This is a genomic window from [Micrococcus luteus] ATCC 49442, from assembly GCF_010367585.1.
GTDB classification, from domain to species: domain Bacteria; phylum Actinomycetota; class Actinomycetes; order Actinomycetales; family Micrococcaceae; genus Arthrobacter; species Arthrobacter luteus_A.
In genome coordinates, this window is record NZ_JAAAXP010000001.1 from 3,011,507 (window position 1) to 3,035,304 (window position 23,798).

Here is a 23,798-nt window from a genome sequence, read left to right on the forward strand (position 1 = left end):
ACCCTGGTGAGGGAGCGTCACGGCGTTAACGCTCAAACGCCGGCGAACCCAGACGCTTGAGGGTGGTCAAGCCAGCCGTTGCGCAGCCCCTTTTTGATCTTCACAAGTGCGCGCTGGAAATCGTCGGCAAGATCGTTCTTGTCGAAAACGAGGACTGTCCAGCCGGCTGATTCAAACGCTTTATCCCGCCTCCTGTCACTGAAGATCTGCGCGTCACCAAGGTGATGACCGCCGTCGTACTGGATGGCGATCCGGCGGTGACGGTAGCCGAGATCGGCCGACGGCGATCGCTCATCTCCGGTGCGCAATCGCACCTGGAGTTCGGGCTCGGGCAGCCCCGCATCGGTCATGGCCAGGCGAAGCAGCGATTCGGGGCCGGAATCGGCCCCAACCCTCATCAGGTCAAGTGCTTCACGAGCCCGCACGATCCCTTGGAGGTTCGGGTGGCGGTCAACCAGGATGCGCAGCCCGGCCAGCGTGTCGTAGGGCTGCATCCTTCCCTCGAGATCCACCCGCGGGATGCGGATCAGTTCATCGCCCATGCTCACCAGGTCAGGGAGCGGCAGGGTTCGGGCCAAATCGAGCCAGGTCCGGGACCGCGTGCTCAGCCGGATGCCGTCCACCGTTTCGAGCTCGTCTGCCAGCGTCAGCACGGTGTGGCCAAACACGCCCTTCCGGCGGACTGATGGCAGTGAACGCGGTTTGCTCAGGTGCAGCTCTGTCGAATCGGCAAGCCAGGGAGGCAGCACCTGACAACGAAGCCGGGCCGCGGTCACATGGGATATCCAAGCTCCCGGCGACGCCGCCGACAGCGCCCTGGCAGCACCCTCCAGATCAAAGTTCCAGTCAGCGGGCCGGTAGAGGCCGCGGCCCACGTTGACCATGTCCTTCCGCCGAAGCCGGTTCAGGGACACCCCGGCAGTCACGGCTGAGTCGAAAGTGAACGGAGCCGCCGCCAGCGGCCGGGGCAGAAAATCTTGCTTTCGCATGCTGGCATTGTGCACCGTATCGGCAGGAGGCTGCAGAACTTATCCACAGGGCGGCCCTGGCACCGGGGCAGGTGAGAGAGGGTTCCCCGAAAACCCACATTAACTGAGAGAGGGTTCGCCAAAAAACCCACATTAAGTGAGAGAGCGTCCTGGCTGTTTGGGCTAGACGGCGGCGAGGCGGGTGGCCAGGTGCAGCGCTGCGAGCCGGCCGGTGCCGCGGGGGTCGCCGCCGCAGAGGGAGAAGATCCGCTGCAGTCGCTGGTGCATCGACTGCCGCTCCAGGTGCAGTTCCCGTGCGGCCTGCGCCGTGTTGCAGCCCGAATTCAGCCAGACCCGCAGCGTCCCCACGAGGGCTGAATGGCGCAGGTCGTCGTGCTCCAAGAGGGCCCCGAGCTGCTGGCGGACAAAATCTGTCCGCTGCACCTCGTCCAGGGAGTGGAAGGCAAGCCGTTCCACGGCGAAGGCCTCGGCGTCGAGCACGGCACCGGTCTGCCGGGGTCCGGCTGGCCGCGGCTTATCGCCTGCCCCCACTTCCAGCGTCAGCCTGGCCTCCGTCAGGGACCAGGGAGCGGCAGTGATCCCGGCAGCTACGGGGCCAAGCGCACTGATGCTTCCCTCCGGCAGTTCCAGCGACTGGAGCCCGGCCAGGATATCGTTCCGGTCTTCCTGCGCCTTGCCCGTGCGAAGGACGGCGAGCGCCAGCAGCTCCTCATTGTCCGCGTAGCTGGCGCTGTGCCGGCCCACCCGGTCCAGCAGCTGTTCCACCGCTGTGCGGAGCTGCCGGGAGCCCGGGGACCGGATCACCACAGCCACCAGCTCGGCGGCCGGGGGAATCCCGGCGGCCGGCGCAAGCTGCTGGAGCCGCCAGTTCTGGGTGCCGGAGTCGACGGCGCGGATCAGGGCCGCACCGGCCATGTCCTTAAGCCCGGGCGGCATGCGCTGCAGCAGGGCCAGCGCCAGGATGTCTACCGAGCGGTTCCCGGCGATCCTCGCCAGGTTCACATCTCCTCCTGCCAAGGTGCGGAGGCTGAGGCGGGCGGACGGAATGCCCCGGACGGAGACATCGATGTGCGTGGTGCGTGCGCGGTCCTCCTCGGTGTCGGGAGCCGGTGCCTGGTCGGCCTCCGCGGCGTACTCAGCAGGCAGGGCGCTGCCCAGCGGAGCGCCCGAGTTGGAGGTCAGCACCACTTCCGCGCCGGTGGCATCGGCGAGGACAGCCAGGATCCGGTCAAGGCTGCCGCCGTGGGCCAGCTCCACCGCCATCGCGTGGCTTGCCCGGTCAGCCTGCTGCAGGTGCGCTGCTGATTCGCTCACCAGCAGGGAGTTGATGGCCTCCATCACGCCTACGAAAGGCACCACTTTGCGGAGCTCTATCAGCGGAAGCCCGGCGGCTTCTGCAGCGCCCACCATGGACGACGGAATGGATGGCAGGGCGGTACCCGTCTCGATGGCCAGCGCAGCCACGCCACGCTCCGCCAGCTCCCAGATGTAGCCAATACGCCGCTTGTCCGTTGCCGAAGCGAGCGCCTGGCCGCCGGTCAGCAGCAGTTCGCCGCCGCCAAGTAACGGGGCGATGTCCAACACCTCACTGGAGTGGATCCAGCGCAGCTGGGTCTGGGCCGCATTGGCCGCCGCTGCGCGGATGACAGGGTCCGCGGGGGTGAGCGTGGAATGTTTCAAAACATCCAGCAGGCGTATGGGCATGACACTCCGTCGTATAGAAGGCTAATCTTCATGACACATTGTATGTGGTGGATGTGGTCTGAGCCACATAATCTGGAACTATCCCTTTCACTCATGGAGGCTCCCCCATGCAAGACAACCTCTCCACCAAGCAGTCCGAGTCGGCAATGACGCCGGCCGAGGACTGCGAAGCCTGGCTCCAGCCCATTCCCGAGTCCCAGCGCACGCACAAAGTTTCCGGCCAGTTCTGGATCTGGGCCGGCGCCAACCTTGCTCCCATCAACTGGGTGCTCGGCGCCCTCGGCATCCACCTCGGCCTCGGCTTTGCCGATACCGTCACCGTTCTGGTTTTGGGGAACCTGATCGGCATGCTGCTGTTCGGCTGCTTCGTCCTCCTCGGCCAGAAGACCGGCGCCACCGGCATGGTCCTGGCCCGGGCAGCCTTCGGCCGCCGCGGCAACTACCTCCCGGCAACCATCCAGGCTGTCCTGGTGATCGGCTGGTGCGCGGTTAACACCTGGATCATCCTTGACCTGGTCATGGCCCTTTTCGGCACCCTCGGCTGGGTGGATCCCACTGCCCAGAACTACGCCTGGAAGATCGGTGTGGCCACCGCCATCATGGCCGCACAGGTAGCCATCGCCTGGTTCGGCTACAAGGCCATCGCAGCCTTCGAAAAGTGGACCGTGCCGCCCACCATCATCATCCTCGCCGTGATGTCCGCCGTAGCCTGGTTCGGCATGAAGATCGACTGGGGCTACGCAGGCCCGGCCGGCCAGATCCTGGAAGGCTCAGAGCGCATCGCCGCCATGAGCGCCGTGATGACCGCCATCGGCATCGGCTGGGGCATCACCTGGTTCACCTACGCCGCCGACTACTCACGGTTCGTCAGCACCGAAGTCCCCAAGAAGAAGGTCTACCTGGCCTCTGTCCTGGGCCAGTTCATCCCCGTGGTGTGGCTCGGCATCCTCGGCGCCAGCCTCGCCACCAACAGCGGCGAGATCGATCCCGGCAAACTCATCGTCCAGAACTTCGGCGTCCTCGCGCTGCCCGTACTGCTGATGGTGCTGCACGGACCCATCGCCACCAACATCCTGAATATCTACACGTTCTCGGTGGCAACCCAGTCGCTGGACATCACCATCAGCCGCCGCAAGCTCAACCTGTTCGTCGGCGTCTTCTCCCTCGCCGCCGTCATCTTCTTCATCTTCCAGGAAGACTTCGCCACGGTGCTCGACGCCTGGCTCATCGGCCTGGTCGCCTGGGTTGCCGCCTGGGGCGGAGTCATGCTGGTTCACTACTTCTGGCTCGAGAAGCGTCATCCGGGCAACCCGGAAAGGCTCTTCGACGCGGTGGGCACCAAGCGGCTCCCCGACGTCAACTGGGCCGGCGTGGTCTCCCTCCTGGTGGGCATCTTCGCCACGTGGCTGTTTATGTACGGACTGGTTCCCGCCATGCAGGGCCCCATTGCAGTAGCCCTGGGCGGCTGGGACCTCTCCTGGCTCGCAGGCGGCCTGGCGAGTGCCGGCAGCTACGCCATCCTGGGCCCGAGGTTCCACCGCAGGCACCTGGACTCCGCTTTGCCGGCCGCCACAGTTGCCAAGGCGACCGCCGACCTCCGCTTCGCCACCCAGCCCAGCGCACCGGCCGGACACTGACAACACCCCACACACAAAGAAGCGCCCGACGGCGGCAGGTCACCTGCCGCCGTCGGGCGCTTCTTGCGTTGTGAAACCGTCAGGCGACGCCCGCGGCGAGCACCCGCCTGACGTCACCCTCGTCCGGGTACGCGGCCTGCGTCCCCTTGCGGGTGGTGGCGAGCGCGGCAGCGATCGAGGCAAAGGCCGCGGCGTCGGCCAGGGACGCCCCGGCTGCCAGGCGGGCGGCCACGGCACCTGTGAACGCGTCGCCGGCGCCGGTGGTGTCCACCGCATTGACCTTGACCGGTGCAATCTGGACGAGCTGCCGGTCCTCGGCCGCGAGCGAATCAAGCACCACGGAGCCGTGGGCCCCGAGGGTGACCAGGACCTGCTGGAGCCCGCGCTCGGCAAAGCGAAGCCGGACCGCTTCCCAATCGCCGGCGTCCCCGCCGCTGCCCGGAATCTCGGCCGAGCCAAGGAACTGCGAGGCTTCGTGGGCGTTGACCAGCAGGACGTCAGTCAGGTCGGCCAGCCGCTGCGGGATCTCCGCATAAGGTGAGAGGTTCAGCACTACTGTTGCGCCGGCGTCGTGCCCCGCCTGTGCGGCCGCGAGCACTGTCTCCATGCTGACTTCCAGGCAGAGGCACATCACTGCGGCGTTGTTGATGTCATCCGCAGCCGCGGCGACGTCCGCCGGCGACAAGGTGCCGTTGGCGCCCGCCGAGATGATGATGTTGTTCTCGCCGTTGGCGTCCACGGCGATGACCGCGACGCCGGTTGCCGTGGGTGCCGTGCGGACATACCCGAGGTGGACTCCCGCGCCGGACGCCGAGGTGATCAGCATTTCGCCGTTGGAGTCGTCCCCCACTGCGCCGACAAGGCTGACGTCCGCGCCCAGCCGGCTGGCAGCCACCGCCTGGTTGGCGCTTTTGCCGCCCGGATTGACGGCAAAACCGTTGCCGTGCACCGTCTCGCCGGGCAGCGGCAGCCGCTCGCAGTAGATGGTCAGGTCAGCGTTCAGGGAGCCGACGACGACGATCCTGCCGTTCTTTTCGACGGCGGGGCCTGCAGTTGCGGCGCTCATTCGGTCACCTCAGCCTCAACGGGCTTGGGGATCAGGAGCGAGGCGCCGAAGGCGGCGACCGTGATCACGAGACCGGTGACCACAACGCTGAGGTAGGACGCCTTGGCATCCCCAAGCGCCGACGTCGCCACCAAAACTGCGGGCAGCACCAGGAAGCTCAGGCCGGCGCCGAGGTTGAAGGCGCCCGCGTTCATGCCGGGCAGGAAGCCCGGGTTTCCGGCGGGGGAAAGGACAACTCCGAGACCGTTCAGCATGATGTTGACCGTACCGGCGTACATGATGCCCAGCAAGACCGTGCCGGCGATCATCATGGGCAGGCTGCTGAGGCCGAAGAACGCGATGATGGCCAGGGCCACAATGCTGCCCAGCATGCCGATGCGCAGCACCTTGGTGTAGCCGAGCACGGGAGCGAGCCTGCCGCTGAGGGGGCCGACCAGCCAGCCGAGCAGGGCGTAGGGGGTGAGGATGATGAGTGACATTTCGGTGGGGCCGATGCCGAAGCCGGGGTCGGCCGCCTGGACGTAGGCCGGGACGATGCCGTTGATGACGGCGAAGATGCCGGTCATGGTCAGGGTGGTGGTCAGCAGCGGCGCCCAGGTGGAGCGCTGGCGCAGGTGGATGATCTCCACCATGGGCTGGCTGGCGCGCTTTTCGGTCCGCCAGAACAGGTAGAACGCGGCGGCGGCAACAACCACCAGCCCGATCGCCAGCATCAGGGTGCCGGATTCGAAGGCGCCGACAAGTTTTGAGCCTTCGTTGAGGGCCGTGAGCAGGGCGCCCACTGCAACCACGATGAAGAACACGCCCAGCCAGTCCATGGTGGTTCCGGCGGCCGGCTTGCTTTCGCCGGCGAGGAACGCGATCAGGGCGGTGGCGACGACCGCCAGGACCACCATCAGCCAGAAGATGCTGCGGAAGCCGTAGTGCTCGGCGAAGTATCCGCCCACGAAGGAGTCCACACCTGCCACGCCGCCGTTGACCGCGGTGATGAGGCCCATCAGCGCACCGTACTTCTTGGGGCTGCTGACGGCGGAGCGCAGCATGATGAGGCAGAGCGGGACAGTGGGGCCGCTGACACCCTGGATGATGCGGCCCACAAAGAGCCAGGTGACGTCCGGGGCCAGCGCGGCGATGACCGAGCCGATGGCCATCAGGACCATCATGCCCAGGAGGATCTTCTTGCGGCCGATGATGTCGCTCAGGCGGGGCAGGAAGAGGGAGAAGAGGGCGGCCGCGGTGAAGAACCAGGTCTGGGACAGGCCGATGGTTGCCTGGTCCGTGTTGAGCTCCTCGCCCATGGTGACCAGGGCGGGGCTGAGCATGGAGGCGTTGAGCTGGAAGGCCACGCAGGCAGCCAGCAGGGCCACCATCAGGGCGGTGACGTTGCTGGTTTTCGTGTTCGTGAGGGCGGTGGTGCTCATGCCGTGGCCCCTGCGGTAACGGTTTCAGCGGCGGCGGGAGCGCCGACGTCGGGCTCTCCGATGCGCACCAGAGCGTCCGTGACGAGATCCCAGAACTTCTTATGGTCCAGGTCGACAGCCACGGAGGTGTGGCAGTCCTCAGGCGCGGGGGCACGGAAGTCGGCCACGGTCATACCGAGGGTCAGCGTGCCCTGCAGTTCGATGTCCACGGGGACCTTGCGGGTGGTGACGATGCTGGGGTCGATCACGTACGCCACGGCGCAGGGATCGTGGACGGGCGGGTAGTCGAAGCCCTGCGCGTCCTTGTAGGTCTGGGTGAAGAACTCCATCAGTTCCATCACGAACTGTGCGGGCTTGGTGCCCACGGCTGCGATCTTCTCCACCACCTCGGGGGTGGCGAGGGCCTGGTGTGTGAGGTCCAGGCCAACCATCACCACGGGCCACTTTTCGTTGAACACGATGTGCGCGGCTTCGGGGTCGATGATGATGTTGAATTCGGCCACTGCGCTCCAGTTGCCCACGTGGTAACCGCCGCCCATCAGGACAACTTCTTTCACGCGTTCCACGATGCGCGGTTCCTTGCGGGCCGCCAGCGCGATGTTGGTGAGGCCGCCGGTGGGGACCAGGGTGACGGTGCCGGGTTCGTGGGCCATCACGGTGTCGATGATGAGGTCGACGGCGTGGCGCGGGTCCAGTTCGATGGCCGACTCGGGCTGGGCGGGGCCGTCCATGCCTGATTCGCCGTGGATGTCCGGCGCGTTTTCGATGGTGCGGACCAGGGGGCGGGCGCAGCCGGCGGCGAACGGAACACCGGTGATGCCGGCGATGGTGCCGACGGACAGGGCGTTTTTAGTGACCTTCTCGAGGGTCTGGTTGCCCACTACCGTGGTGACGGCCAGCAGGTCGATGTCAGGGTTGCCATGTGCAAGCAGCATTGCGACGGCGTCATCGTGCCCGGGGTCGCAGTCGAGGATGATCTTCCTGGGGGCGGGTTTCATCGAGTTGGATTCCACGTCTATTTTCTCCACGTCATTGGGGCCTGCAAGAGCAGCGGGCGCACTTATCACAGTGATCATGACATCCGAAAAGCGTCAACGTCAAGCGCTTAACGTCGCTGCAGGTCAAGCGCTTGACGTCAGTGGCCGCAATGAACTTGGCTGGCCTGGCTTGGTCCTGGACGTGCCCGCGCTATACCTGCGTGCGCAGCCCGGTGACGGGCCCCCTGGCTGAGTAGCGGTTGCCCTTGGGGAACGGCCGGAGACAGGCCCTCCCCCTATTACGATCGAGGTATGGAATCCGCGGAACAGTTGCAGCATCCCGCGCGGTCGCGGCGGGTCACGGCGGCCATGGTTGCGGCGCGTGCCGGAGTCTCGACGGCGACTGTGTCGCTGGTGGCCAACGGCAAGACCGCGGGCCGCGTCTCCGAGGAGAACATCAGCCGCGTGCGGGAAGCCATTTCGGAGCTCGGGTATGTGGTGGACGGGATCGGCAGCTCGCTGGCCAAGGGCGTCAGCTCGATCGTGATCCTGGTTGCCCCGGACATTTCCAACCCGTTCTTCGCCAAGGTGATCGCCGGGGTGCGGGAGTCCCTGGGCTCGGAGTATCAGCTGTTGCTGTCCGTCACCGACGCGGGCGAGTTTCCCCAGGCCGCCGACGTCCGGCGGCTGATGTCGCTGCGTCCTGCCGGGCTCCTGGTGGACGCACCCAACGCAGGCTTCCTGGAGGATCTCTCCGTCGCCGGCCCGCTGGTCCTGCTCGATGCCCCGGGCCTGGAGGCCTACGCGCCGTCGGTCAACCTGGACGTTGCCCATGGCGCGCGGCAGTTGGCAGCGCACCTGGCTTCGTCCGGCCACCGGAAGGTGGCTTACCTGGACAGCGTCACCGGAACCGCAACGTTTGAGGTCAGGCGCAGCGCCTTCCTGGCCGAGGCCGAGGCGCTGGGAATGTCGGTGCCGGACGGCGGGTTTGTCAGCACCACCATCGACGTCGGTGCGGCAGCGGCTGCCTTCGCAGACGCCTGGCCGCAGTGGCAGCGGAACGGAATTACCGCCGTCGTCTGCGCCACGGATACCCATGCTTACGGTGTGCTGCAGGAAGCCCGCGTGGCGGGTGTGCGGATTCCGGAGGAGCTGGCCATCGCCGGGTTCGACGATCTGCCGTATTCCGCCACGAGCAACCCCAGCCTGACCAGCGTGCACCTGCCCGCAACGTCTTTGGGAGCGCAGGCGGGCGGGCAGCTGCGGCGCCTGATGGAAGGCAGCCCGCTGGAACAGCCCCAGCTGACGCTCGAAAGTTCCCTGGTGGTCCGCAACTCCACGTCCGCCCCCTTCTGACGCTCTCTCACTTAATGTGGGTTTTTCGGCAACGCTCTCTCACTTTCTTGAAGAAAGTGAGAGAGCGTTGCCGTTTTTCCCACATTAAGTGAGAGAGCGTCCTGATGGGGGACGTGTCACACCGCCGCCGTAAGCTGGGACCATGCCGAGTAACTGGGACAGCCTGGACGTCAGCCTCCGCGAATCCGTGCAGGCGAATGTGGAGATCTACGAGCGCGTCCGCCCTGCGTTGAAGCTGGTCACCCGGGACGTCCTGCTCATCCTGCGCCGCATGCTCAAGGACAGCGAGGTGACGCCGCTGTTTGTCACCGGGCGCACCAAAACGGTGGAATCGTTCCGTGAAAAGATCTCCCGGATTGAAGAACCGCTGGAGCCCGGCGGGCCTCCGGTGCTGAAGTTTCCGGACCCGTTCCGCACGCTCAATGACATGGTGGGCGTCCGCGTCATTACCAAACTGCCGGCCGAAAACGCCCTGGCGGCCAACATCATCAAGCGAGAGCGGCAGGTGTTCGACTGCCGCGGGGACCGGGAGAAGGACATCGGATCCATCGAATCCGGCACCTACGGCTACTCCAGCCGCCACCTCATCCTGCGCACCATCCAGAACGAGACCGTCAAGGAGTATCAGCAGGTTTTCAACCCGGACCTTCCGCCCAACGGCAGCTACTTCTTCGAATGCCAGATCCGCACCGTGTTCGCCCACGCCTGGAGCGAGATTGAGCACGACATCCGCTTCAAGGCCGAGGACCCGCGTGCCTGGACACCGCACTTTGACCGCCAGTTCACCGCCACCGCCGCCATGCTGGAAACCGTGGAAACCGCCTTCGCGGACCTCCACGAACGGTACGAGGAAGTACGCAGTTACTGGGACATGGACGGAGAGGGCGCCGCGCAGCTCACGCCCAACCGCATCCGCGACGTCTGGCGCACGCTGCTGCCGCACGTGGACCGCAAGGTGGACGACGACTGGGGCTGGGCGGCCGAGCTGATGGCGGCGCACGGGCTGAACCAGACCGTCCAGCTGGCCGGCCTGCTCAGCGCCCAGCGCATCACCGAGGTCCGCAAGGCCCTGGACCACCGCTACTCCCCCGGCCCGGACCGGCTGCTGGATGACCTCCTGCTCTGGCAGTACGGCACCAAACATATTGACCTCACCGCGGAAGCGCCCGACGCCGTCCCGCACCCGCGGCGCGACAGCCTCCTGCGGCGCCTGAAACAGATTGAGCGCTACCGCCACGCCAAGGCCACGTAACCATTTCAAGCCGTGAAAAGAGACGGGCACGGGGCCGCAGGATTATTGGGCGCCCCGGACCGTCAACTACCCTTGACTGGTAGGGGCGGCTGTTGCAAACGTGCCCCCAATGCTTCCGGTTCCCGCCACGCGGCACGATCCGGCACCCGTTTTGCCCCTCTCTGACAAGGATTCCGCCATTTCCACGGACGCATTCTTCGCCTCGCTCACACGGATCCGCAACGTCATCCTGCCGGCACCCGTTCGGTCCTGGCTCAACACTTCCCGCGGGCTGCTCACGGGCTTCATCCTGGTGCACCTGGGGTTCCTGATTTTCGGCGCCCTGCTTTCCCTCCGCGGCGAAGCATTCAGCGATACGTTCATTTACCGCGACTGGGCAAGCGCCGGTTTCAACGAGGCGAACCTCAGCGGCGGTCCGAGCCCCTGGGTTTACCCCATCCTGGCGCTGATCCCCATGGCGCTGGCCGGTATCGCCGGCCCCGGACCGTTCTTCTTCCTCTGGGTGCTGATGACCACGCTCCTGAACGGCTGGGGACTGGCGAAGCTCACAGACCGTGGCCGGAACCAGGACGCGATCCCTGCGGGCTGGTGGTGGCTGATCTTCACGCTGCTGATGGGCTGGCTCGGGTTCGCCCGCGTGGACGGCCTCACGGCACCGATCGTCCTGGTGGCTCTTGCGTACGGCGTGGGCCGGCCGTTCATCGCCTCGGTCATTCTCGCCGCCGCCACCTGGGTCAAGGTCTGGCCGGCGGCAGTGATGCTGGCCCTGTTCGCCGTGGTCAAGAACCGGCTGCTCGTGGTGCTGGCAGGCGTGGCGACGTCGGCAGCCGTGGTGGCGCTGGCCGCCGTCGTAGGCAGTGTGCCCAAGCTGCTGAACTTCCTCACCCAGCAGGGCGACCGGGGCATGCAGCTCGAGGCCACCTTCACCACGCCGTGGCTGTGGCTTTCCGTGCTGAACATCGGCGACTCCCGGATGTACATGAACACCGACATCAACTCGATGCAGGTGGATGGACCCGGTACCGCCGTGATGTCCGTGCTGATGCAGCCGCTGCTGATCCTGGCGGCGCTGCTGGTGGCAGGCCTGACATTCTGGGCGCTGCACAACGGCAAGCTGAACCACGACGCAAACGGCGGCGGCGTGGACCGCACCGAGCTGCTGCTCGCCGGCGCCCTCACGCTCACCACCGCTTTTGTGGTCTTCAACAAGGTGGGCTCGCCCCAGTTCATGGTGTGGCTGGCCCCCGCGGTGGCAGTGGGCCTGGCGCACAGCTGGCGTGAATGGCGGGTCCCCGCGGCCATGCTCATCGCCATCGCCGTGGCCACCTTCTTCATCTACCCCTTGTTCTACGATGCACTGAGCCACAACAACCCGCTGATGGCCGGCGTGCTGACCATCCGCAACGTCCTCCTGGTGGTGCTGTTCCTGTGGTCTGTCCGGCGGCTGTACTCGCTGGGCAAGAAGGCTCCCGCGTCCGTCCCCGCGCTCAAGGAGTCCTGACATTTCCACGACGTTCTTCGACCGGCTGGTCACTGTCCGCAGCACGCTCCTGCCCGCCCGCGTGGTGGACTGGTTTGCCCGTCCGTCCAGCATCTGGTGGGGCTTCGCGGTTATCCACCTGTATTTCCTGGGCTGGATGGCGTCGTTCTTCCTCAGCGGCGATACGTTCAGCGACACCGAGCAGTACCGGCAGTGGGCCATGGACGGCTACAACCCGGACAGCCTCGACGGGAAGATCAGCCCGTGGGTCTACCCGGTGCTGGCACAGATCCCGATTTTCCTCGCGAACATCGCCGGATCCAGCCTGTACCTGCTCTGCTGGTTCCTGATTATCACGGCCCTCAACGCCGTCGGCCTCGTGTACCTGACCCGCGGTCCGCGGAAGGTGCGCGGCATTGCCCCGGCCTGGTGGTGGCTTTTTTTCACCGTCTTTATGGGGTATCTGAGCTTCGCCCGGGTGGAAGGGATCACCGCTCCCCTGGTGCTGATCGCCCTGCTCTACGCCGCTGAACGCCCCGTGGTGGCGGGCGTCCTGCTGAGCGTCGCCACGTGGATCAAAGTGTGGCCGGCGGCCGTGCTGGTGCCGATTGTGATCGCCAGCCGGAAGCGCATCCAGGTGCTGGCCTCCGGCGTCGCCGTTACCGCCGTGGTGGGCCTGGGCACGTACCTGTCCGGCGGTTTGCCGCACATCATGGACTTCCTCACCAACCAGGGCGAGCGGGGCATGCAGCTTGAGGCCACGTTCTCCACGCCGTGGGTATGGCTGAGCGTGTTCAACATTGCCGGCTCCAAAATGGCGGACAATACGGCCATCAACTCCACGGAGGTCTACGGCCCGGGCGCTTCGGTGGCGGCGTTCCTGATGCAGCCGCTGCTGATCGTCGCCGCGGTGGTGGCGGCCATCCTGCTGGTCCGGGCTCTGAAGCGCGGGGCCGAGCGGGAAGAACTCTTCCTCGAAGGCGCCCTGATGATGACCACGGCGTTCATCGTGTTCAACAAGGTGGGTTCGCCGCAGTTCATCATCTGGCTCGCGCCGGTGATCATCGCCGGGCTGACCCACGACTGGGACCGCTGGAAGGTCCCGGCCGCCCTGCTGATGGGGATCGCCATGACCACGTTCGTGATCTACCCGCTGTTTTACACCCCGCTCATCCACGCCCATCCGGTGATGGCCGCCATCCTCACCACCCGCAACGTGCTGCTGGTGGTGCTGCTGTGGTGGTCGGTGAAGCGGACGGCGGAGCTGGGCCGGAAAAAGGCGGCGGTGCCGGAGGCCAGGACCGCCTAAAGCGGACCGGCAAGGGTATGCGGTACCCGTGTTCTTCCTCGCTCACAGGCAGGGAGAGTACGCTGTGATGATCACCGTTATGCAGCGTGCGGCGCCACAATTTTTAGCTTGGGTGTAGATCTTCCCCGGCGTTCCGGAGTGATGCGTAGCAGCTGCCCAACCTCCCACCCACAGTCGTCTTCCGCTGCTGGTTGCCCTTAGGGATGCCAGCCACGTGTAGCGGGCAAGGTCATTACCCTCCCGTCCTCCAGCCAGCCGCGCGGCTTGCATCACGGCACCAAGGAATTACGAAAAGTAAAGAGGAGCCCCCATGGATCCCGGGGCAGTTTCGGCGTTGATTGTCGGGTACATCGCCGCTATATCTGGTGTTTTCCTGCTGTACTCACCACTGATTGTTCTCGCGGTCGTCTTGTTGCTCGCCGGCGGCCTGCTGCAGCTATTGGCCTGGCCCTTCCTTGCCCTGATCCATAAACTGCGCCGGAAGTCTGAACCGCCCCAGGACACATCATGGCTTCTGCACTAAATCGCCGCAGCAGGATTCGCTATCCGCCGCTACACGCCAGGCCTTAGACGGCGTGACTGGCGCTGATCACCCTGTCACGCCCGGCAAGAACCCCGGTCACCGCAAGGAGCACCATGATGCCTGCGGTGACGAGAAGCGGAAGCGTCCAATCTCCGCTTACGTCGCGAAGCGCGCCGAACATCACGGGGCCCACTGCAGCCAGGGCGTAGCCAACAGATTGCGCCATGCCGGACAAGGACGCTGCCTGCGGGTAATTCACCGACCGCAGGCTGAACAGCGACAGGGCAATGACGATCAGGCTTCCGCAGCCCAGAGCCCCAAGGAGGACCCACAGCAGGATGAGGTCCGGCGCAAGGGCCAGGCCGAGGAAGGTCACGAACATCAGCGCGCCGCTCGCGAAGGACACCAACCTCTGGTCCGAGCCCCGGTGGAGGATTCCGCCTGCAACGAGGCTGGCAAACACGCTGACGAGCAGGAAAAGGGACAGATGGAAGCCCGCAGTGGCTGCCGGGACACCGCGGCTTTGTTCGATGGTGGGCAGCCAGGCCATCAGGACGTAGAACGCGATCGACTGAAGTCCCATAAAGATCGTCACCTGCCAGCCCAGGGCTGAGCCCCAGGGCGAGCGGTAGGAGACGGCCGGCTTGGCGGCCTCGGCGGTGCCGTGGCTGTGCCGGCGCAGCCACGGCAGGAGCACGGCCATGGCGATGAGAGCCAGCCCCACCCAGATGCCGAGGGCAAGCCGCCATCCGGCCGGGGAGGTTTGGGCCAAGGGCACGACGACGGCGGCCCCGATCGCCGCGAACGCGGCCTGTGTGGCGGTGTAGCTTCCGGTGACCTGGCTGACCTTCATCGGGAAGTCACGTTTTACGAGGGAAGGCACCAAAACGTTGAGAAACGCGATGGCGAGGCCGATCAGTCCGGTGCCCGCCCAGATGAAGCCGGGCACGGGAAGTGAGCGAAGCACGATGCCCGAAGCGAGGATCAGCAGGGACATCCACAGCGCCCGGTCCAGGCCAAGCCTGGCAGCAAAGCCGGGCGCCACGGGTGAGAACACGGCAAAAACAATAAGCGGCAGACCGGTGAGGAACCCTGCCGCTGCACTGGAGAGCTCAAGTTCGCCGCTGATGTTCGCGAGGACCGGCCCCACGCTGACAAAGGAGACCCGGAGGTTGACTGCGATGAGCAGAACACCGATGAAGGCGACGCCGAACCTTGCAGTGCGATCCGGTGCGGTCCGGGTGGCGGGGATCATGAGTTCAGGCCATCGGGCCGGTGTTCGGCAATGAGTGCTGCGGCCATCTTCCGGGCCCGGCGAGCGGCCAGCTTGTCGCCTTCGGCAGCGGCAATAATGGAGCCCTTCATGAGGATGTGCCAGGACAGTGCGAACGCCTCGGAGTCCTCCAGTCCCGCTTCGTCGGCGAGGATCCGGACCTGCTGACGGATCCTGGCCAGGTACTCGATGCTGGCCTTCCCCAGCGGATGCGACGCCCCCATTTCCAGCAGCACCTTCACGAATGAACAGGCTTCGAAGTCGTCGTCCTGGAACCACTGGTGGTAGACATCGAAGATGGCCAGCAGCTGGTCCTCGGGGTTGTCCGCCCTGCTCTTGGCCTCCGGAACGACGGACCCCAACATCCACAGCTCGTCGCGCCGCTTCAGGAAGGCGAGCACCAGATCATCCTTCGACGGGAAGTGCCGGTAGAACGTTGCCTTGGCGACGCCTGACGCGCGGATCAGCTCATCCACACCGACATCGCGGATGCCGCGGCGCGAAAACAATCCGTAGGCCGCCACCACGATGCGGGTATGGACGTCAGGAGCTTCAAGGTCGTCGGCGATTGTCCTCATGCCAGCGAATTCTACCTTCGCCATACGAGATTCAACCGTCGGCTGAAGGTATGGCGACCGGCAGAGGACCCGCTCACCGGCAGTCAGCGCCGCGCGGCCCGCTGTTCCTGCAGCCAGCCCCACGCATGCCGGGCCCAGTCAAGCGGTTTGCCTTCGATCAGCAGCTTCCGCGTGTGGATGTCCAGGACCAGCAGGTAGAACGTGAAGAGCAGGGCCGTCACGAACGCCAGTGACGACGCATCAATGGGGAGCTCCACGAAGGACCAGACCGAGAGCTGGTCCTGGGCGCCGAACACCACAAAGAACGTGACGCCTACGTAGAGGCTTCGGATCTGCCAGTCGTTCCGGATGCCGGTGACGGCCAGGAACGGGAGGAACCACAGGATGTACCAGGGCTGGATAATGGGCGAGAGCATCACGACGGCGGTGAACGCCAGGGCCAGCCGGCGCACCGCCCGCGAGTAGTCGCCGCGGAACATTAGCAGCAGGACCAGCCCGATGGCAGTCCACTTCATCCCGGTACGCAGCAGGTCCGCGAAGGTGCCGCCGGGCAGACCCAGCACGTTGCCGAGGAACTCAACCTGCTGCCCCAGGAACCCGGACGGCGAATAGCCGGTGTACCCCGGCGTCGGGTCCATGATGGCCCATACCCAGCCGAGGCCAAGGTTGTACGGGATGCCGCTGAGGGCAAGCACAGCGAAGCTGATTCCCGCCGTCGCGCCCCAGATCAGGAACTTTCGCGTCCAGGACGCGGCGGGCCCGGCCCACATGACCCCGATGAACGGGAGCAGCAGGACGGTGATCGGCTTGATGCCGATGGACGCGGTGACCAGTAATATGCCGGTGAGGTAATGTTTCGTCGCGGCGAAGTAGACACCGGCGACGGCGAGGCCCACCATGAGTGCATCGTTGTGGGCGCTGGCCACGAAACTGATCAGGAACAGCGGGTTGGCCACCGCAATCCACAGGGCCCTCGCGCCGTTGATGCCGTGCAGTTCGGCAAGTTTGGGGACGTAGATGACGCAGAGCAGCACCCCGACACCGGCCAGCAGCCGGAAGAGGAAAACGGATACGTCAGGCTGGGCGCCGGTAAGCCCCACAACGCCGCGCGCGAGCCACAGGAAGTAGGGCCCGTAGGGAGTCCTGTTCTCGGCCCAGGCGGGGTCCGCGCCAAGCGAAAACCAGTTACTGAGGGTGGAGATGCCCACCTCGTAGGGGTTTTGGCCTTCCATGACCAGGCGCCCCTGGCCGGTGTAGGCATACACGTCGCGGGAGAAGATGGGAACGGCGAGGAGGAGGGGGAAGGACCAGGCGGAAATGGCGATCACCACCGACCGCAGGGAATGCTCACCCCAGTCCCCCAGCCGCTGGCCGAGCCGCAGCCAGGAACGCATCAGCAGCATGGCTCCCACCGTGAGCAGGACGGTGGACAGGGTGACGCCCCAGCCCTCGGTCCGCAGCGCGATGACCACCGGCTGGCGGATCATGGGTGAACCGTTGGCGATCCAGCCGGTGCCGATGGAACCGACGAACATCATCAGGGCGCCGAGGAACCCCTGCCAGATGGCGATGTAAGCCCGGCGCTTGGCAGGCACGGTGGCTGGGGGCGCGGCGGACTTCGGGACTTCCGTCGCGGCCGGCGTCTTTTTCGACGGGCCCGGGAAAGTCTCCGAAGTGCTGAGGTGCGAACCGCCTGCCGTCATGTTTTGTGTGGTCCCCTACTTACGTTACGGCGCTGGCTGAACCAGCTATAGGCCGGTCTACAACCCCGCCATTTTAGCAGTTGGGATGCGGCGTGCCCCAGACTGGTAGGGGCGGACGCGCCCGTCGTTATCCGAACGAAGCGGCATGCGGTCCCGCCAACTTATCGGCAGAAGCTGCAGATGTGCGCTTCACCAGCACGAATGGACGCACACCATGCCCGCACGCAGCGCCCGGGACGCCCGGACCGGCACACCCCAGCAGCTCCAATCCGTCCGCGCCACATTACGGTCTCCGCGTCGGCTGAAGACCGAGGCACTCGCCGGGCTGGTGGTGGCGCTGGCCTTGATTCCGGAAGCCATCGCTTTCTCGGTCATCGCGGGCGTGGATCCGCGGATCGGCCTGTTCGCGTCCTTCGTCATGGCCGTCACCATCTCGTTCGTGGGCGGCCGGCCCGCCATGATTTCTGCTGCCACCGGCGCCGTGGCCCTGGTCATCGCGCCGCTGATGCGCAGCCACGGCCTGGACCACCTCATCGCCGCCGTGATCCTGGCGGGCGTCTTCCAGATCCTCCTGGCAGTCCTGGGAGTGACCCGGCTGATGCGCTTTATCCCGCGCTCGGTGATGGTGGGCTTTGTAAACGCGCTGGCCCTCCTGGTGTTTATGGCCCAGATCCCGGAACTGATCGGCGTCCCCTGGATGGTGTATCCGCTTGTGGCAGTGGGCCTTGTCATCGTGGTGGGGCTGCCAAGAATTACGACGGCGGTGCCCTCACCTTTGGTGGCCATTGTGGTGCTCACCCTGTTTGCCGTCCTCGCCGGGGTGGATGTCCCCACGGTTCAGGACAAGGGCCAGCTCCCGGAGAGCCTGCCGTCCCTGTTCATCCCCAACGTCCCGTTGACGTGGGAGACGTTCCAGGTCATTGCCCCGTTCTCGCTGTCGATGGCCCTGGTGGGCCTGCTGGAGTCCCTGATGACAGCCAAGCTGGTGGATGACATCACGGATACGCGCTCCAACAAGACCCGCGAGTCGTGGGGCCAGGGCGTGGCGAACATCGTCACCGGCTTCTTCGGCGGCATGGGCGGCTGCGCGGTGATCGGCCAGACGATGATCAACGTGAAGGGCTCCGGCGCGCGGAGCCGGGTGTCCACGTTCCTGGCCGGCGTCTTCCTGCTGGTCCTCGTGGTGACGCTGGGCGACGTGGTGGGCCTGATCCCGATGGCCGCCCTTGTGGCCGTGATGATCTTTGTTTCGGCCATCACCTTCGACTGGCACTCCATCGCGCCGCGGACCCTGCGGAGGATGCCGAAGTCCGAGACCGGCGTCATGCTGATCACCGTTGCCGTGGTCTCCGTGACGCACAACCTGGCCATCGGCGTGGGCGCCGGCGTGCTGGCGGCCATGGCCCTGTTTGCCCGGCGGGTGGCGCACTTCGCTACGGTGGAGCGGACCGTCGTCGAGCTCAACGGCGAACACGTGGCCAAGTACACCGTGGACGGCGAACTGTTCTTCGCCTCCTCTAACGACCTTTACACCCAGTTCGAATACGCCCTGGACGCCGAGCCGGACATCAGCCGGGTAATCGTGGACCTGCACGCCTCGCATCTCTGGGACGCGTCCACCATCGCGGTACTGGACTCGGTCACTGAGAAGTACCGCCGGCATGGCCGGGACGTGGAGCTGATCGGGCTGAACGAGGCGAGCATCCAGATGCGCCAGCGGCTGGCAGGGAAGCTGAACTGACGGGCTGAGCCGCCGCGCATTATCGGCGGCGGTCGCTGTGTACCGTGCGGTTGCGGCCCAGGGATTTGGCCGTGTACAGGGCCTCGTCCGCGGCGGCGATGACATGGTCTATGTCCGTTGTCCCGGCATCATAAAGTGCCACGCCATAGCTGACGGTGGGCATTTCAAGTCCGTCGGCAGTAGGCACCTGGGCCAGGCGGCGGCTGATTTCCTCCGCAATGTGTTCAGCCCGTGCAGAGGAGGCGCCCGGAATCAGGAGCACAAATTCCTCCCCGCCATAGCGTCCTACAAGGTCCGTGGACCGGACGGTGTCCTGGCATGCCCCGGAGAAAGCCTGCAGTGCGACGTCGCCGGCAGCATGCCCGTAGGTGTCGTTCACTGCCTTGAAATTGTCCAGGTCGGCGAGGATCAGGGCGCCGGTTCCCTGCGTGACAGCGCGGTCATTGAGCAACCCGGCGGCGAGGTCGAGGAAGGCTTTGCGGTTCAGCAGGCCGGTGAGGTCATCGCGGGTGGCCACCATACGCAGGGCGCGGGTCTGCTGTTCGGTGCTCAGCCCGGCCATGCTGAAGGAGACCACCACCAGCAGCACCATGGTGACCATGGTGGTCACAGCGGACCCGAAGTATGTGACAAAAATGGGGCCGTCCTGGCCGTCCAGAAGGAAGAAAACCAGCCGGCCGAAGTAGAAGACGGCCATGACCGCGGCCGCGGCAGCCATCGGCACCCGGACCCGCGAATAGCCCGGCTCCAGGCGCCAGAGTTCCTGCGATGCCAGAGCCAGCGTAAGGCACATGGCCGCGAGGAACACCACGCCGCCGGCCCAGACGTTGGTCCCGGGATCGTCGAGGGCCGTGGCAAGCAGGGTGACAAGCGGCAGCCCCGTGAACAGCCAGCGTTTCGGCGCTACTTCCCGGAGCGACCGCGCCCCCGCCCAGACGGCAACACCGCCGTGGACCAGCAGCACGTTGCCCAGGATGTTTGCCCACCACTGGTGGGAGGTCCCGTTGAGGAGGAACGCGGCGGAGCCGCCAAGGAAAAACACCAGCGCGAGGCACCACCAGCCGCTATACGGAGACCGGGTGGTGCGGTACGACGAAAAGTAGAACAGCAGACCCAGCACCAAGGCCATCACGCCAAAGGCGATCCTCAAGGTTGCTGTATCAAGGACCATTTCCGAAGTTCCCCCAACGTCATTGTGATGCAACCCTCAGTATCGCACCGCCGTCGGACAAAATTGACGCGCTGGGGCACTCCCGAAACAGCACCCGGTGCAGCACCGGCGCGGGCAAGCGCCCTTCATCTCCCGAAGCAGCCCTCGGTGATGAGGACCACACAAAGATAGTATTTACAGAAATAGTTTCCACGGATATAGTTGTATCTTGAAGCGTTGCGGAGGATCGTCCGCGATTCGTTCCATCAGAGGAGTAGTTCATGACTAAGATCGCCATCGTCACCGGCAGCACCCGTCCCGGCCGCAACAACGCCGGCGTTGCCGAGTGGGTTCTCGCCCAGGCACAGCTGCGCACCGACGCTGAGTTCGAGATCGTCGACATCGCCGATTACAACCTGCCGATGCTGGACGAGGCCTACCCGGCCGCGTACCAGAACTACCAGAACGCCCACACCATCGCCTGGGCCGACAAGATCGCCGAGTTCGACGGCTTCGTCTTCATCACCCCTGAGTACAACCACTCCGTGGCGCCGGCACTGGCCAACGCCCTGTCGTACCTGAATGCCGAGTTCGCGAACAAGGCAGCCGGCATCGTTTCCTATGGTTCGGCCTTCGGCGTCCGCGCCGTTGAGCACCTGCGCGGCATCCTGTCCGAGCTGCAGGTCGCCCACGTGCAGAAGACCGGCATGTTCTCCCTGTTTACCGACTTCGAGAACTTCTCGGTCTTCAAGCCCACCGAACTGCAGGCACAGACCCTGGCTCCGGTCCTGGACCAGCTCGTGCCGTGGACCAAGGCCCTCGAAGCCGTCCGCGCCGAAGCATCTGTCGCCGCGTAACTTACGCACACCCCGAGCGCCGGTGCTTTCGGCGGGCCACCCGCCCGCCGGAAGCACCGGTTTTCGCTGTTAAGTGGGAGGCCAACCGGCCCTCCTCATCCTGAAATCTGACGAGAAAAGGCATTTACGTGGAGCGTATTATGGGCGTGGAAAGGGATTCCATGCCGGCCACGCAGAAGCACACCCCGACCACCGGGGACCTTGATGTGATTTCGCAGTGGGGGCTGGTCATCGAGGGCTTCCAGCACACCAACAAGAAGGTGCACGCGGAAGTTTCTTCCGCTTTCTCGCTGGAACCTGCCGAGGCCGAAACGCTCCTGCGGCTGGTCCGCACTCCCGGTGCGCGGATGCCGATGGCAAAACTGGCCCGTGAGGTGGCATTCAGCAACGGCGGCTTCACCAAGATCGCCGACAGGCTCGCTAAGCGGTCCCTGGTCCAGCGCAGCCCCTGCGCGGAGGACCGCCGGGTTGTTTACCTGGAGCTGAGCACCGAGGGTACGGCGACAGCCAACGAACTGGCCTGTTTTGTGGCCGGTCTGGTCTATGCCAACTTCGTGGACATCCTGGGAGCCGAACGGGCGCAGCTTGTTGCCGAAGCCATGGCCGAGCTGCGGGACGCCAACAACACCTGATTCGACGCCCACCCGCGCATCGTACGCGAAGGCGAAGGGCGCTACTGCCCCGGCGCCCGGATGATCCGGCGTTGCGCAGCCACGGCAATGGCGGACGTTCGGTTGTCGACGCCGAGCTTGCCGAAGATGTGCACCAGGTGGGTCTTGACTGTGGCCTCGGAGATGAACAGCTGCCGCGCGATGGCCCTGTTCGTCAGCCCGGTGGCCAGCAGTTCCAGCAGCTGCACCTCACGCGGCGTCAGGGCGGTTCCCGGGCTGCTGATCCGCCACATCAGCAGCGCAGCAACCGTCGGAGCGAGCGCCGTCTGACCAGCCGCAGCGGACAGCACCGCCTGGCGGATCTGCTCCGGCGGCGCATCCTTGAGCATGTACCCGCTGGCGCCCGCCTCCACCGCGGCCAGGATGTCCGCCTCGGTATCGTACGTGGTGAGGATCAGGACCGGCGGCGCGGAATCCAGCTGCCTGATCGCCGCCGTGGCAGTGACCCCGCCCATTCCGGCGCCCATCTGCAGGTCCATCAGGACAACATCCACGTGCTCCCCCAGCGTTCGGAGCCGGGCGAGTTCACGCAGCGCCGCGTCCCCGTCCGCGGCCTCGGCGGCAATGCTGAAGTCCTCGAATTCGGTAAGCATGGCGCGCAGGCCGGCGCGGACCACGGGGTGGTCGTCCACCAGCAGGATGCGCAACGTCCCCATCAGCGCTGCTCCCCTGTGAGCGGGAGCCGGATTGCGACGACGGCCCCCTCCCCCGGTGCAGACTCGACCTCCAGTGAACCGTTCAGTTCCGTCACGCGGGCGGCCAGCGAGCGCAGCCCGAAGCCGCTCCCGTCCGCGCGGCCAGCCACACTGGAACCCGGCGCGTCGGGCTCAAAGCCCGTGCCGTCGTCGTACACGTCCAGCGTGACCTCGTCACCGAGGAACGCGAGGGTGACGACGGCGGAGCTTGCCTTCGCGTGGACTCTCACGTTGGCGAGGCTGGCCTGCGCGGCGCGGAGCAGCGTGACGCTGTACTGCGGCGGCAGCTCGGCCGGGTCACCCACGAGCTCGAACCGGCAGTGGAGCCCTTCGCCGCGCGCGGCGGCCAGGGTTTCGGTTTCGGTGCAGAGCCTTTTAAGGGTTTCGGGCAGAGAGGACTCCTGGAGCCGGGGCGCGGTGAGGTCGCGGACGAAACTGCGGGCCTCGGACAGGTTTTCCGACGCCGTCTGCTGGACCAGCGCAAGCCGTTCGGCCGCCGTGCCAAGATCGCCGCTGGCCAGGGACTTCTCCGCGGCCCGGGCCACCAGGACGATGCTGGACAGGCCCTGCGCCAGGGTGTCGTGGATTTCGCGGGCCAGGCGTTCGCGCTCGGCGGCCACTCCGGCCTCGTGCTGGGTCCTGGCCAGCTCGGCGCGGGTCCGCCGGAGCTCCTCCGCGGCGAGGCGCTGCGCTTCGCCCTCCAGATACAGTGCGCGGTAGGCGAGCCCGGTGACCACGGCGAACCCGGCGCCCAGGACCGGACCCAGGACCATCGGCAGGGCGGGTGAGGGCAGCCCGCTGGCCACCCATTGCGAAGCCACAACTGCCGCTGTCATGACCGTGATGGTGACCAGGGCGGCGGGGCGGGGCAGCACATGCAGGTGCAGGAAAAACAGCGGGAAGGCCACCCAGGAGAACTCGGCACTGCCGGCGAGGAGGACACCCCACAGCGCCGTGACCAGGCCCAGCCACGGGACGGCGTAAGGATGGGGATTGAACGTTGAGCGGCCGGCGTCGTACCGCTTCTCCAGCAGGGTGCCGGCGAGGTAAGCCCCGGCCAGGGCGACGGCGAGCGCGGACCAGAGGTAGCGCCGCACACCCGCGTCCGCGCCGCCGTCGGCCATTCCCTGCAAAAGGTGAAGCCGCAGGATGGCGACAAGCAGCAGCACAGCGAAGCCCACATGAAGTGTCACCCGCAGGAACCGCAGGACAGCGGCACCCGACGGGGTGGTCTGTGGGTCCGCGGCAGGCATTCCTTCAGCTTAGGCGCCGAAGTCCGGGCCTGGATCAATCAAAAGGTTGACCGGCGCTTCAACCTTTCGTCACCGCGGGATCAACCGCCTTCCCGATGTGGGCCGGTCCGGCGCACGGGAGGGTGGATTCAGAAGGAAATCCACCCTCCCCGAAGGAAGTGCA

The 23,798-nt window shown here is 65.9% G+C and carries 20 protein-coding genes; 9 read left to right on the plus strand and 11 right to left on the minus strand.

Features of this window, described 5'->3' with window-relative positions; all coding sequences use genetic code 11:
* Positions 1-32 precede the first annotated feature (32 nt).
* Entirely contained in the window at positions 33-989 is a 957-nt protein-coding gene (locus tag GUV69_RS13750; protein ID WP_164203261.1) for a DUF559 domain-containing protein, read from the minus strand.
* Positions 990-1,151: 162 nt separating this feature from the next.
* Positions 1,152-2,693, minus strand: a complete 1,542-nt coding sequence (locus GUV69_RS13755) for a helix-turn-helix domain-containing protein (protein ID WP_167525095.1) — start codon at positions 2,691-2,693, stop codon at positions 1,152-1,154.
* Positions 2,694-2,800: 107 nt separating this feature from the next.
* Here GUV69_RS13755 and GUV69_RS13760 point away from each other — a divergent pair, with 107 nt between their 5' ends.
* Positions 2,801-4,330, plus strand: coding sequence for a purine-cytosine permease family protein (locus tag GUV69_RS13760; RefSeq protein ID WP_164203263.1), 1,530 nt, complete (start codon positions 2,801-2,803; stop codon positions 4,328-4,330).
* Positions 4,331-4,409: 79 nt separating this feature from the next.
* Here GUV69_RS13760 and GUV69_RS13765 read toward each other — a convergent pair whose 3' ends face one another.
* From GUV69_RS13765 to uriH, 3 genes are read right to left on the minus strand one after another with little or no spacing between them, the layout of a single operon-like run.
* Positions 4,410-5,396 (minus strand): ribokinase, encoded by a 987-nt coding sequence (locus tag GUV69_RS13765; protein ID WP_164203266.1) that lies wholly within the window; start codon positions 5,394-5,396, stop codon positions 4,410-4,412.
* On the minus strand, positions 5,393-6,817 hold the full coding sequence (gene uriT, locus GUV69_RS13770) for a uridine transporter UriT (protein WP_164203269.1): 1,425 nt from the start codon (positions 6,815-6,817) through the stop codon (positions 5,393-5,395). The genes GUV69_RS13765 and uriT overlap by 4 nt, the downstream gene beginning before the upstream one ends.
* Complete coding sequence (gene uriH / locus GUV69_RS13775; RefSeq protein WP_164206548.1) at positions 6,814-7,815, minus strand: uridine-preferring nucleoside hydrolase UriH; 1,002 nt, start codon at positions 7,813-7,815, stop codon at positions 6,814-6,816. The genes uriT and uriH overlap by 4 nt, the downstream gene beginning before the upstream one ends.
* Positions 7,816-8,106: 291 nt before the next feature.
* Here uriH and GUV69_RS13780 point away from each other — a divergent pair, with 291 nt between their 5' ends.
* The 5 genes from GUV69_RS13780 (at position 8,107) to GUV69_RS13800 (ending at position 13,714) form a co-directional block, all read left to right on the plus strand.
* Positions 8,107-9,150, plus strand: coding sequence for a LacI family DNA-binding transcriptional regulator (locus GUV69_RS13780; RefSeq protein ID WP_164203272.1), 1,044 nt, complete (start codon positions 8,107-8,109; stop codon positions 9,148-9,150).
* Between the two features lie 142 nt (positions 9,151-9,292).
* Entirely contained in the window at positions 9,293-10,402 is a 1,110-nt protein-coding gene (locus GUV69_RS13785) for a GTP pyrophosphokinase (protein ID WP_164203274.1), read from the plus strand.
* 178 nt (positions 10,403-10,580) lie between these two features.
* Complete coding sequence (locus tag GUV69_RS13790; protein WP_244292875.1) at positions 10,581-11,903, plus strand: glycosyltransferase family 87 protein; 1,323 nt, start codon at positions 10,581-10,583, stop codon at positions 11,901-11,903.
* 61 nt (positions 11,904-11,964) lie between these two features.
* The gene (locus GUV69_RS13795; RefSeq protein ID WP_208786644.1) at positions 11,965-13,191 is read left to right on the plus strand and encodes a glycosyltransferase 87 family protein; all 1,227 of its coding nucleotides are present in this window, start codon (positions 11,965-11,967) and stop codon (positions 13,189-13,191) included.
* A 310-nt stretch (positions 13,192-13,501) separates the two neighbouring features.
* Positions 13,502-13,714, plus strand: coding sequence for a hypothetical protein (locus GUV69_RS13800; protein ID WP_164203281.1), 213 nt, complete (start codon positions 13,502-13,504; stop codon positions 13,712-13,714).
* A gap of 43 nt (positions 13,715-13,757) precedes the next feature.
* Here the strand turns inward: GUV69_RS13800 and GUV69_RS13805 are convergent, their stop codons facing one another.
* The 3 genes from GUV69_RS13805 to mptB all read right to left on the minus strand — a co-directional run bounded on the left by GUV69_RS13805 (position 13,758) and on the right by mptB (position 17,268).
* Positions 13,758-14,969, minus strand: a complete 1,212-nt coding sequence (locus tag GUV69_RS13805; RefSeq protein ID WP_164203284.1) for an MFS transporter — start codon at positions 14,967-14,969, stop codon at positions 13,758-13,760.
* Positions 14,966-15,565: a TetR/AcrR family transcriptional regulator gene (locus GUV69_RS13810; protein WP_164203287.1), complete on the minus strand. Its 600-nt coding sequence runs from the start codon at positions 15,563-15,565 to the stop codon at positions 14,966-14,968. Before GUV69_RS13810 ends, GUV69_RS13805 begins: the two co-directional genes overlap by 4 nt.
* Before the next feature lie 83 nt (positions 15,566-15,648).
* On the minus strand, positions 15,649-17,268 hold the full coding sequence (gene mptB / locus GUV69_RS13815) for a polyprenol phosphomannose-dependent alpha 1,6 mannosyltransferase MptB (protein ID WP_164203291.1): 1,620 nt from the start codon (positions 17,266-17,268) through the stop codon (positions 15,649-15,651).
* Between the two features lie 214 nt (positions 17,269-17,482).
* On the opposite strand from mptB, the gene GUV69_RS13820 reads away from it, so the two are divergent.
* Complete coding sequence (locus GUV69_RS13820; RefSeq protein WP_164203294.1) at positions 17,483-19,009, plus strand: SulP family inorganic anion transporter; 1,527 nt, start codon at positions 17,483-17,485, stop codon at positions 19,007-19,009.
* A 19-nt stretch (positions 19,010-19,028) separates the two neighbouring features.
* On the opposite strand, the gene GUV69_RS13825 is transcribed toward GUV69_RS13820, so the two are convergent.
* On the minus strand, positions 19,029-20,180 hold the full coding sequence (locus tag GUV69_RS13825; protein WP_164203297.1) for a GGDEF domain-containing protein: 1,152 nt from the start codon (positions 20,178-20,180) through the stop codon (positions 19,029-19,031).
* A 260-nt stretch (positions 20,181-20,440) separates the two neighbouring features.
* Between GUV69_RS13825 and GUV69_RS13830 the strand changes: the two genes are divergently transcribed.
* Both GUV69_RS13830 and GUV69_RS13835 read left to right on the plus strand, forming a co-directional pair.
* Positions 20,441-21,016 (plus strand): NADPH-dependent FMN reductase, encoded by a 576-nt coding sequence (locus tag GUV69_RS13830; RefSeq protein WP_164203300.1) that lies wholly within the window; start codon positions 20,441-20,443, stop codon positions 21,014-21,016.
* A 128-nt stretch (positions 21,017-21,144) separates the two neighbouring features.
* Positions 21,145-21,648, plus strand: coding sequence for a MarR family winged helix-turn-helix transcriptional regulator (locus GUV69_RS13835; protein WP_244292722.1), 504 nt, complete (start codon positions 21,145-21,147; stop codon positions 21,646-21,648).
* 41 nt (positions 21,649-21,689) lie between these two features.
* Here the strand turns inward: GUV69_RS13835 and GUV69_RS13840 are convergent, their stop codons facing one another.
* Together GUV69_RS13840 and GUV69_RS13845 are read right to left on the minus strand one after the other, a co-directional pair.
* A complete protein-coding gene (locus GUV69_RS13840; protein WP_164203303.1) occupies positions 21,690-22,343 on the minus strand; it encodes a response regulator in 654 nt (217 codons plus the stop codon).
* Positions 22,343-23,635 (minus strand): sensor histidine kinase, encoded by a 1,293-nt coding sequence (locus GUV69_RS13845; RefSeq protein WP_164203305.1) that lies wholly within the window; start codon positions 23,633-23,635, stop codon positions 22,343-22,345. The genes GUV69_RS13840 and GUV69_RS13845 overlap by 1 nt, the downstream gene beginning before the upstream one ends.
* Between the last annotated feature and the right edge of the window lie 163 nt (positions 23,636-23,798).

What these genes read in the sequence shown, in the direction of transcription:
- GUV69_RS13760 (WP_164203263.1), top strand. Translation starts at nt 2,801, where the DNA reads ATGCAAGACAACCTCTCCACCAAGCAGTCCGAGTCGGCAATGACGCCG.
- GUV69_RS13755 (WP_167525095.1), bottom strand. Translation starts at nt 2,693, where the DNA reads ATGCCCATACGCCTGCTGGATGTTTTGAAACATTCCACGCTCACCCCC.
- GUV69_RS13800 (WP_164203281.1), top strand. Translation starts at nt 13,502, where the DNA reads ATGGATCCCGGGGCAGTTTCGGCGTTGATTGTCGGGTACATCGCCGCT.
- uriH (WP_164206548.1), bottom strand. Translation starts at nt 7,815, where the DNA reads ATGAAACCCGCCCCCAGGAAGATCATCCTCGACTGCGACCCCGGGCAC.
- GUV69_RS13780 (WP_164203272.1), top strand. Translation starts at nt 8,107, where the DNA reads ATGGAATCCGCGGAACAGTTGCAGCATCCCGCGCGGTCGCGGCGGGTC.
- mptB (WP_164203291.1), bottom strand. Translation starts at nt 17,268, where the DNA reads ATGACGGCAGGCGGTTCGCACCTCAGCACTTCGGAGACTTTCCCGGGC.
- GUV69_RS13805 (WP_164203284.1), bottom strand. Translation starts at nt 14,969, where the DNA reads ATGATCCCCGCCACCCGGACCGCACCGGATCGCACTGCAAGGTTCGGC.
- GUV69_RS13785 (WP_164203274.1), top strand. Translation starts at nt 9,293, where the DNA reads ATGCCGAGTAACTGGGACAGCCTGGACGTCAGCCTCCGCGAATCCGTG.
- uriT (WP_164203269.1), bottom strand. Translation starts at nt 6,817, where the DNA reads ATGAGCACCACCGCCCTCACGAACACGAAAACCAGCAACGTCACCGCC.
- GUV69_RS13810 (WP_164203287.1), bottom strand. Translation starts at nt 15,565, where the DNA reads ATGAGGACAATCGCCGACGACCTTGAAGCTCCTGACGTCCATACCCGC.
- GUV69_RS13840 (WP_164203303.1), bottom strand. Translation starts at nt 22,343, where the DNA reads ATGGGGACGTTGCGCATCCTGCTGGTGGACGACCACCCCGTGGTCCGC.
- GUV69_RS13845 (WP_164203305.1), bottom strand. Translation starts at nt 23,635, where the DNA reads ATGCCTGCCGCGGACCCACAGACCACCCCGTCGGGTGCCGCTGTCCTG.
- GUV69_RS13750 (WP_164203261.1), bottom strand. Translation starts at nt 989, where the DNA reads ATGCGAAAGCAAGATTTTCTGCCCCGGCCGCTGGCGGCGGCTCCGTTC.
- GUV69_RS13765 (WP_164203266.1), bottom strand. Translation starts at nt 5,396, where the DNA reads ATGAGCGCCGCAACTGCAGGCCCCGCCGTCGAAAAGAACGGCAGGATC.
- GUV69_RS13830 (WP_164203300.1), top strand. Translation starts at nt 20,441, where the DNA reads ATGACTAAGATCGCCATCGTCACCGGCAGCACCCGTCCCGGCCGCAAC.
- GUV69_RS13820 (WP_164203294.1), top strand. Translation starts at nt 17,483, where the DNA reads ATGCCCGCACGCAGCGCCCGGGACGCCCGGACCGGCACACCCCAGCAG.
- GUV69_RS13825 (WP_164203297.1), bottom strand. Translation starts at nt 20,180, where the DNA reads ATGGTCCTTGATACAGCAACCTTGAGGATCGCCTTTGGCGTGATGGCC.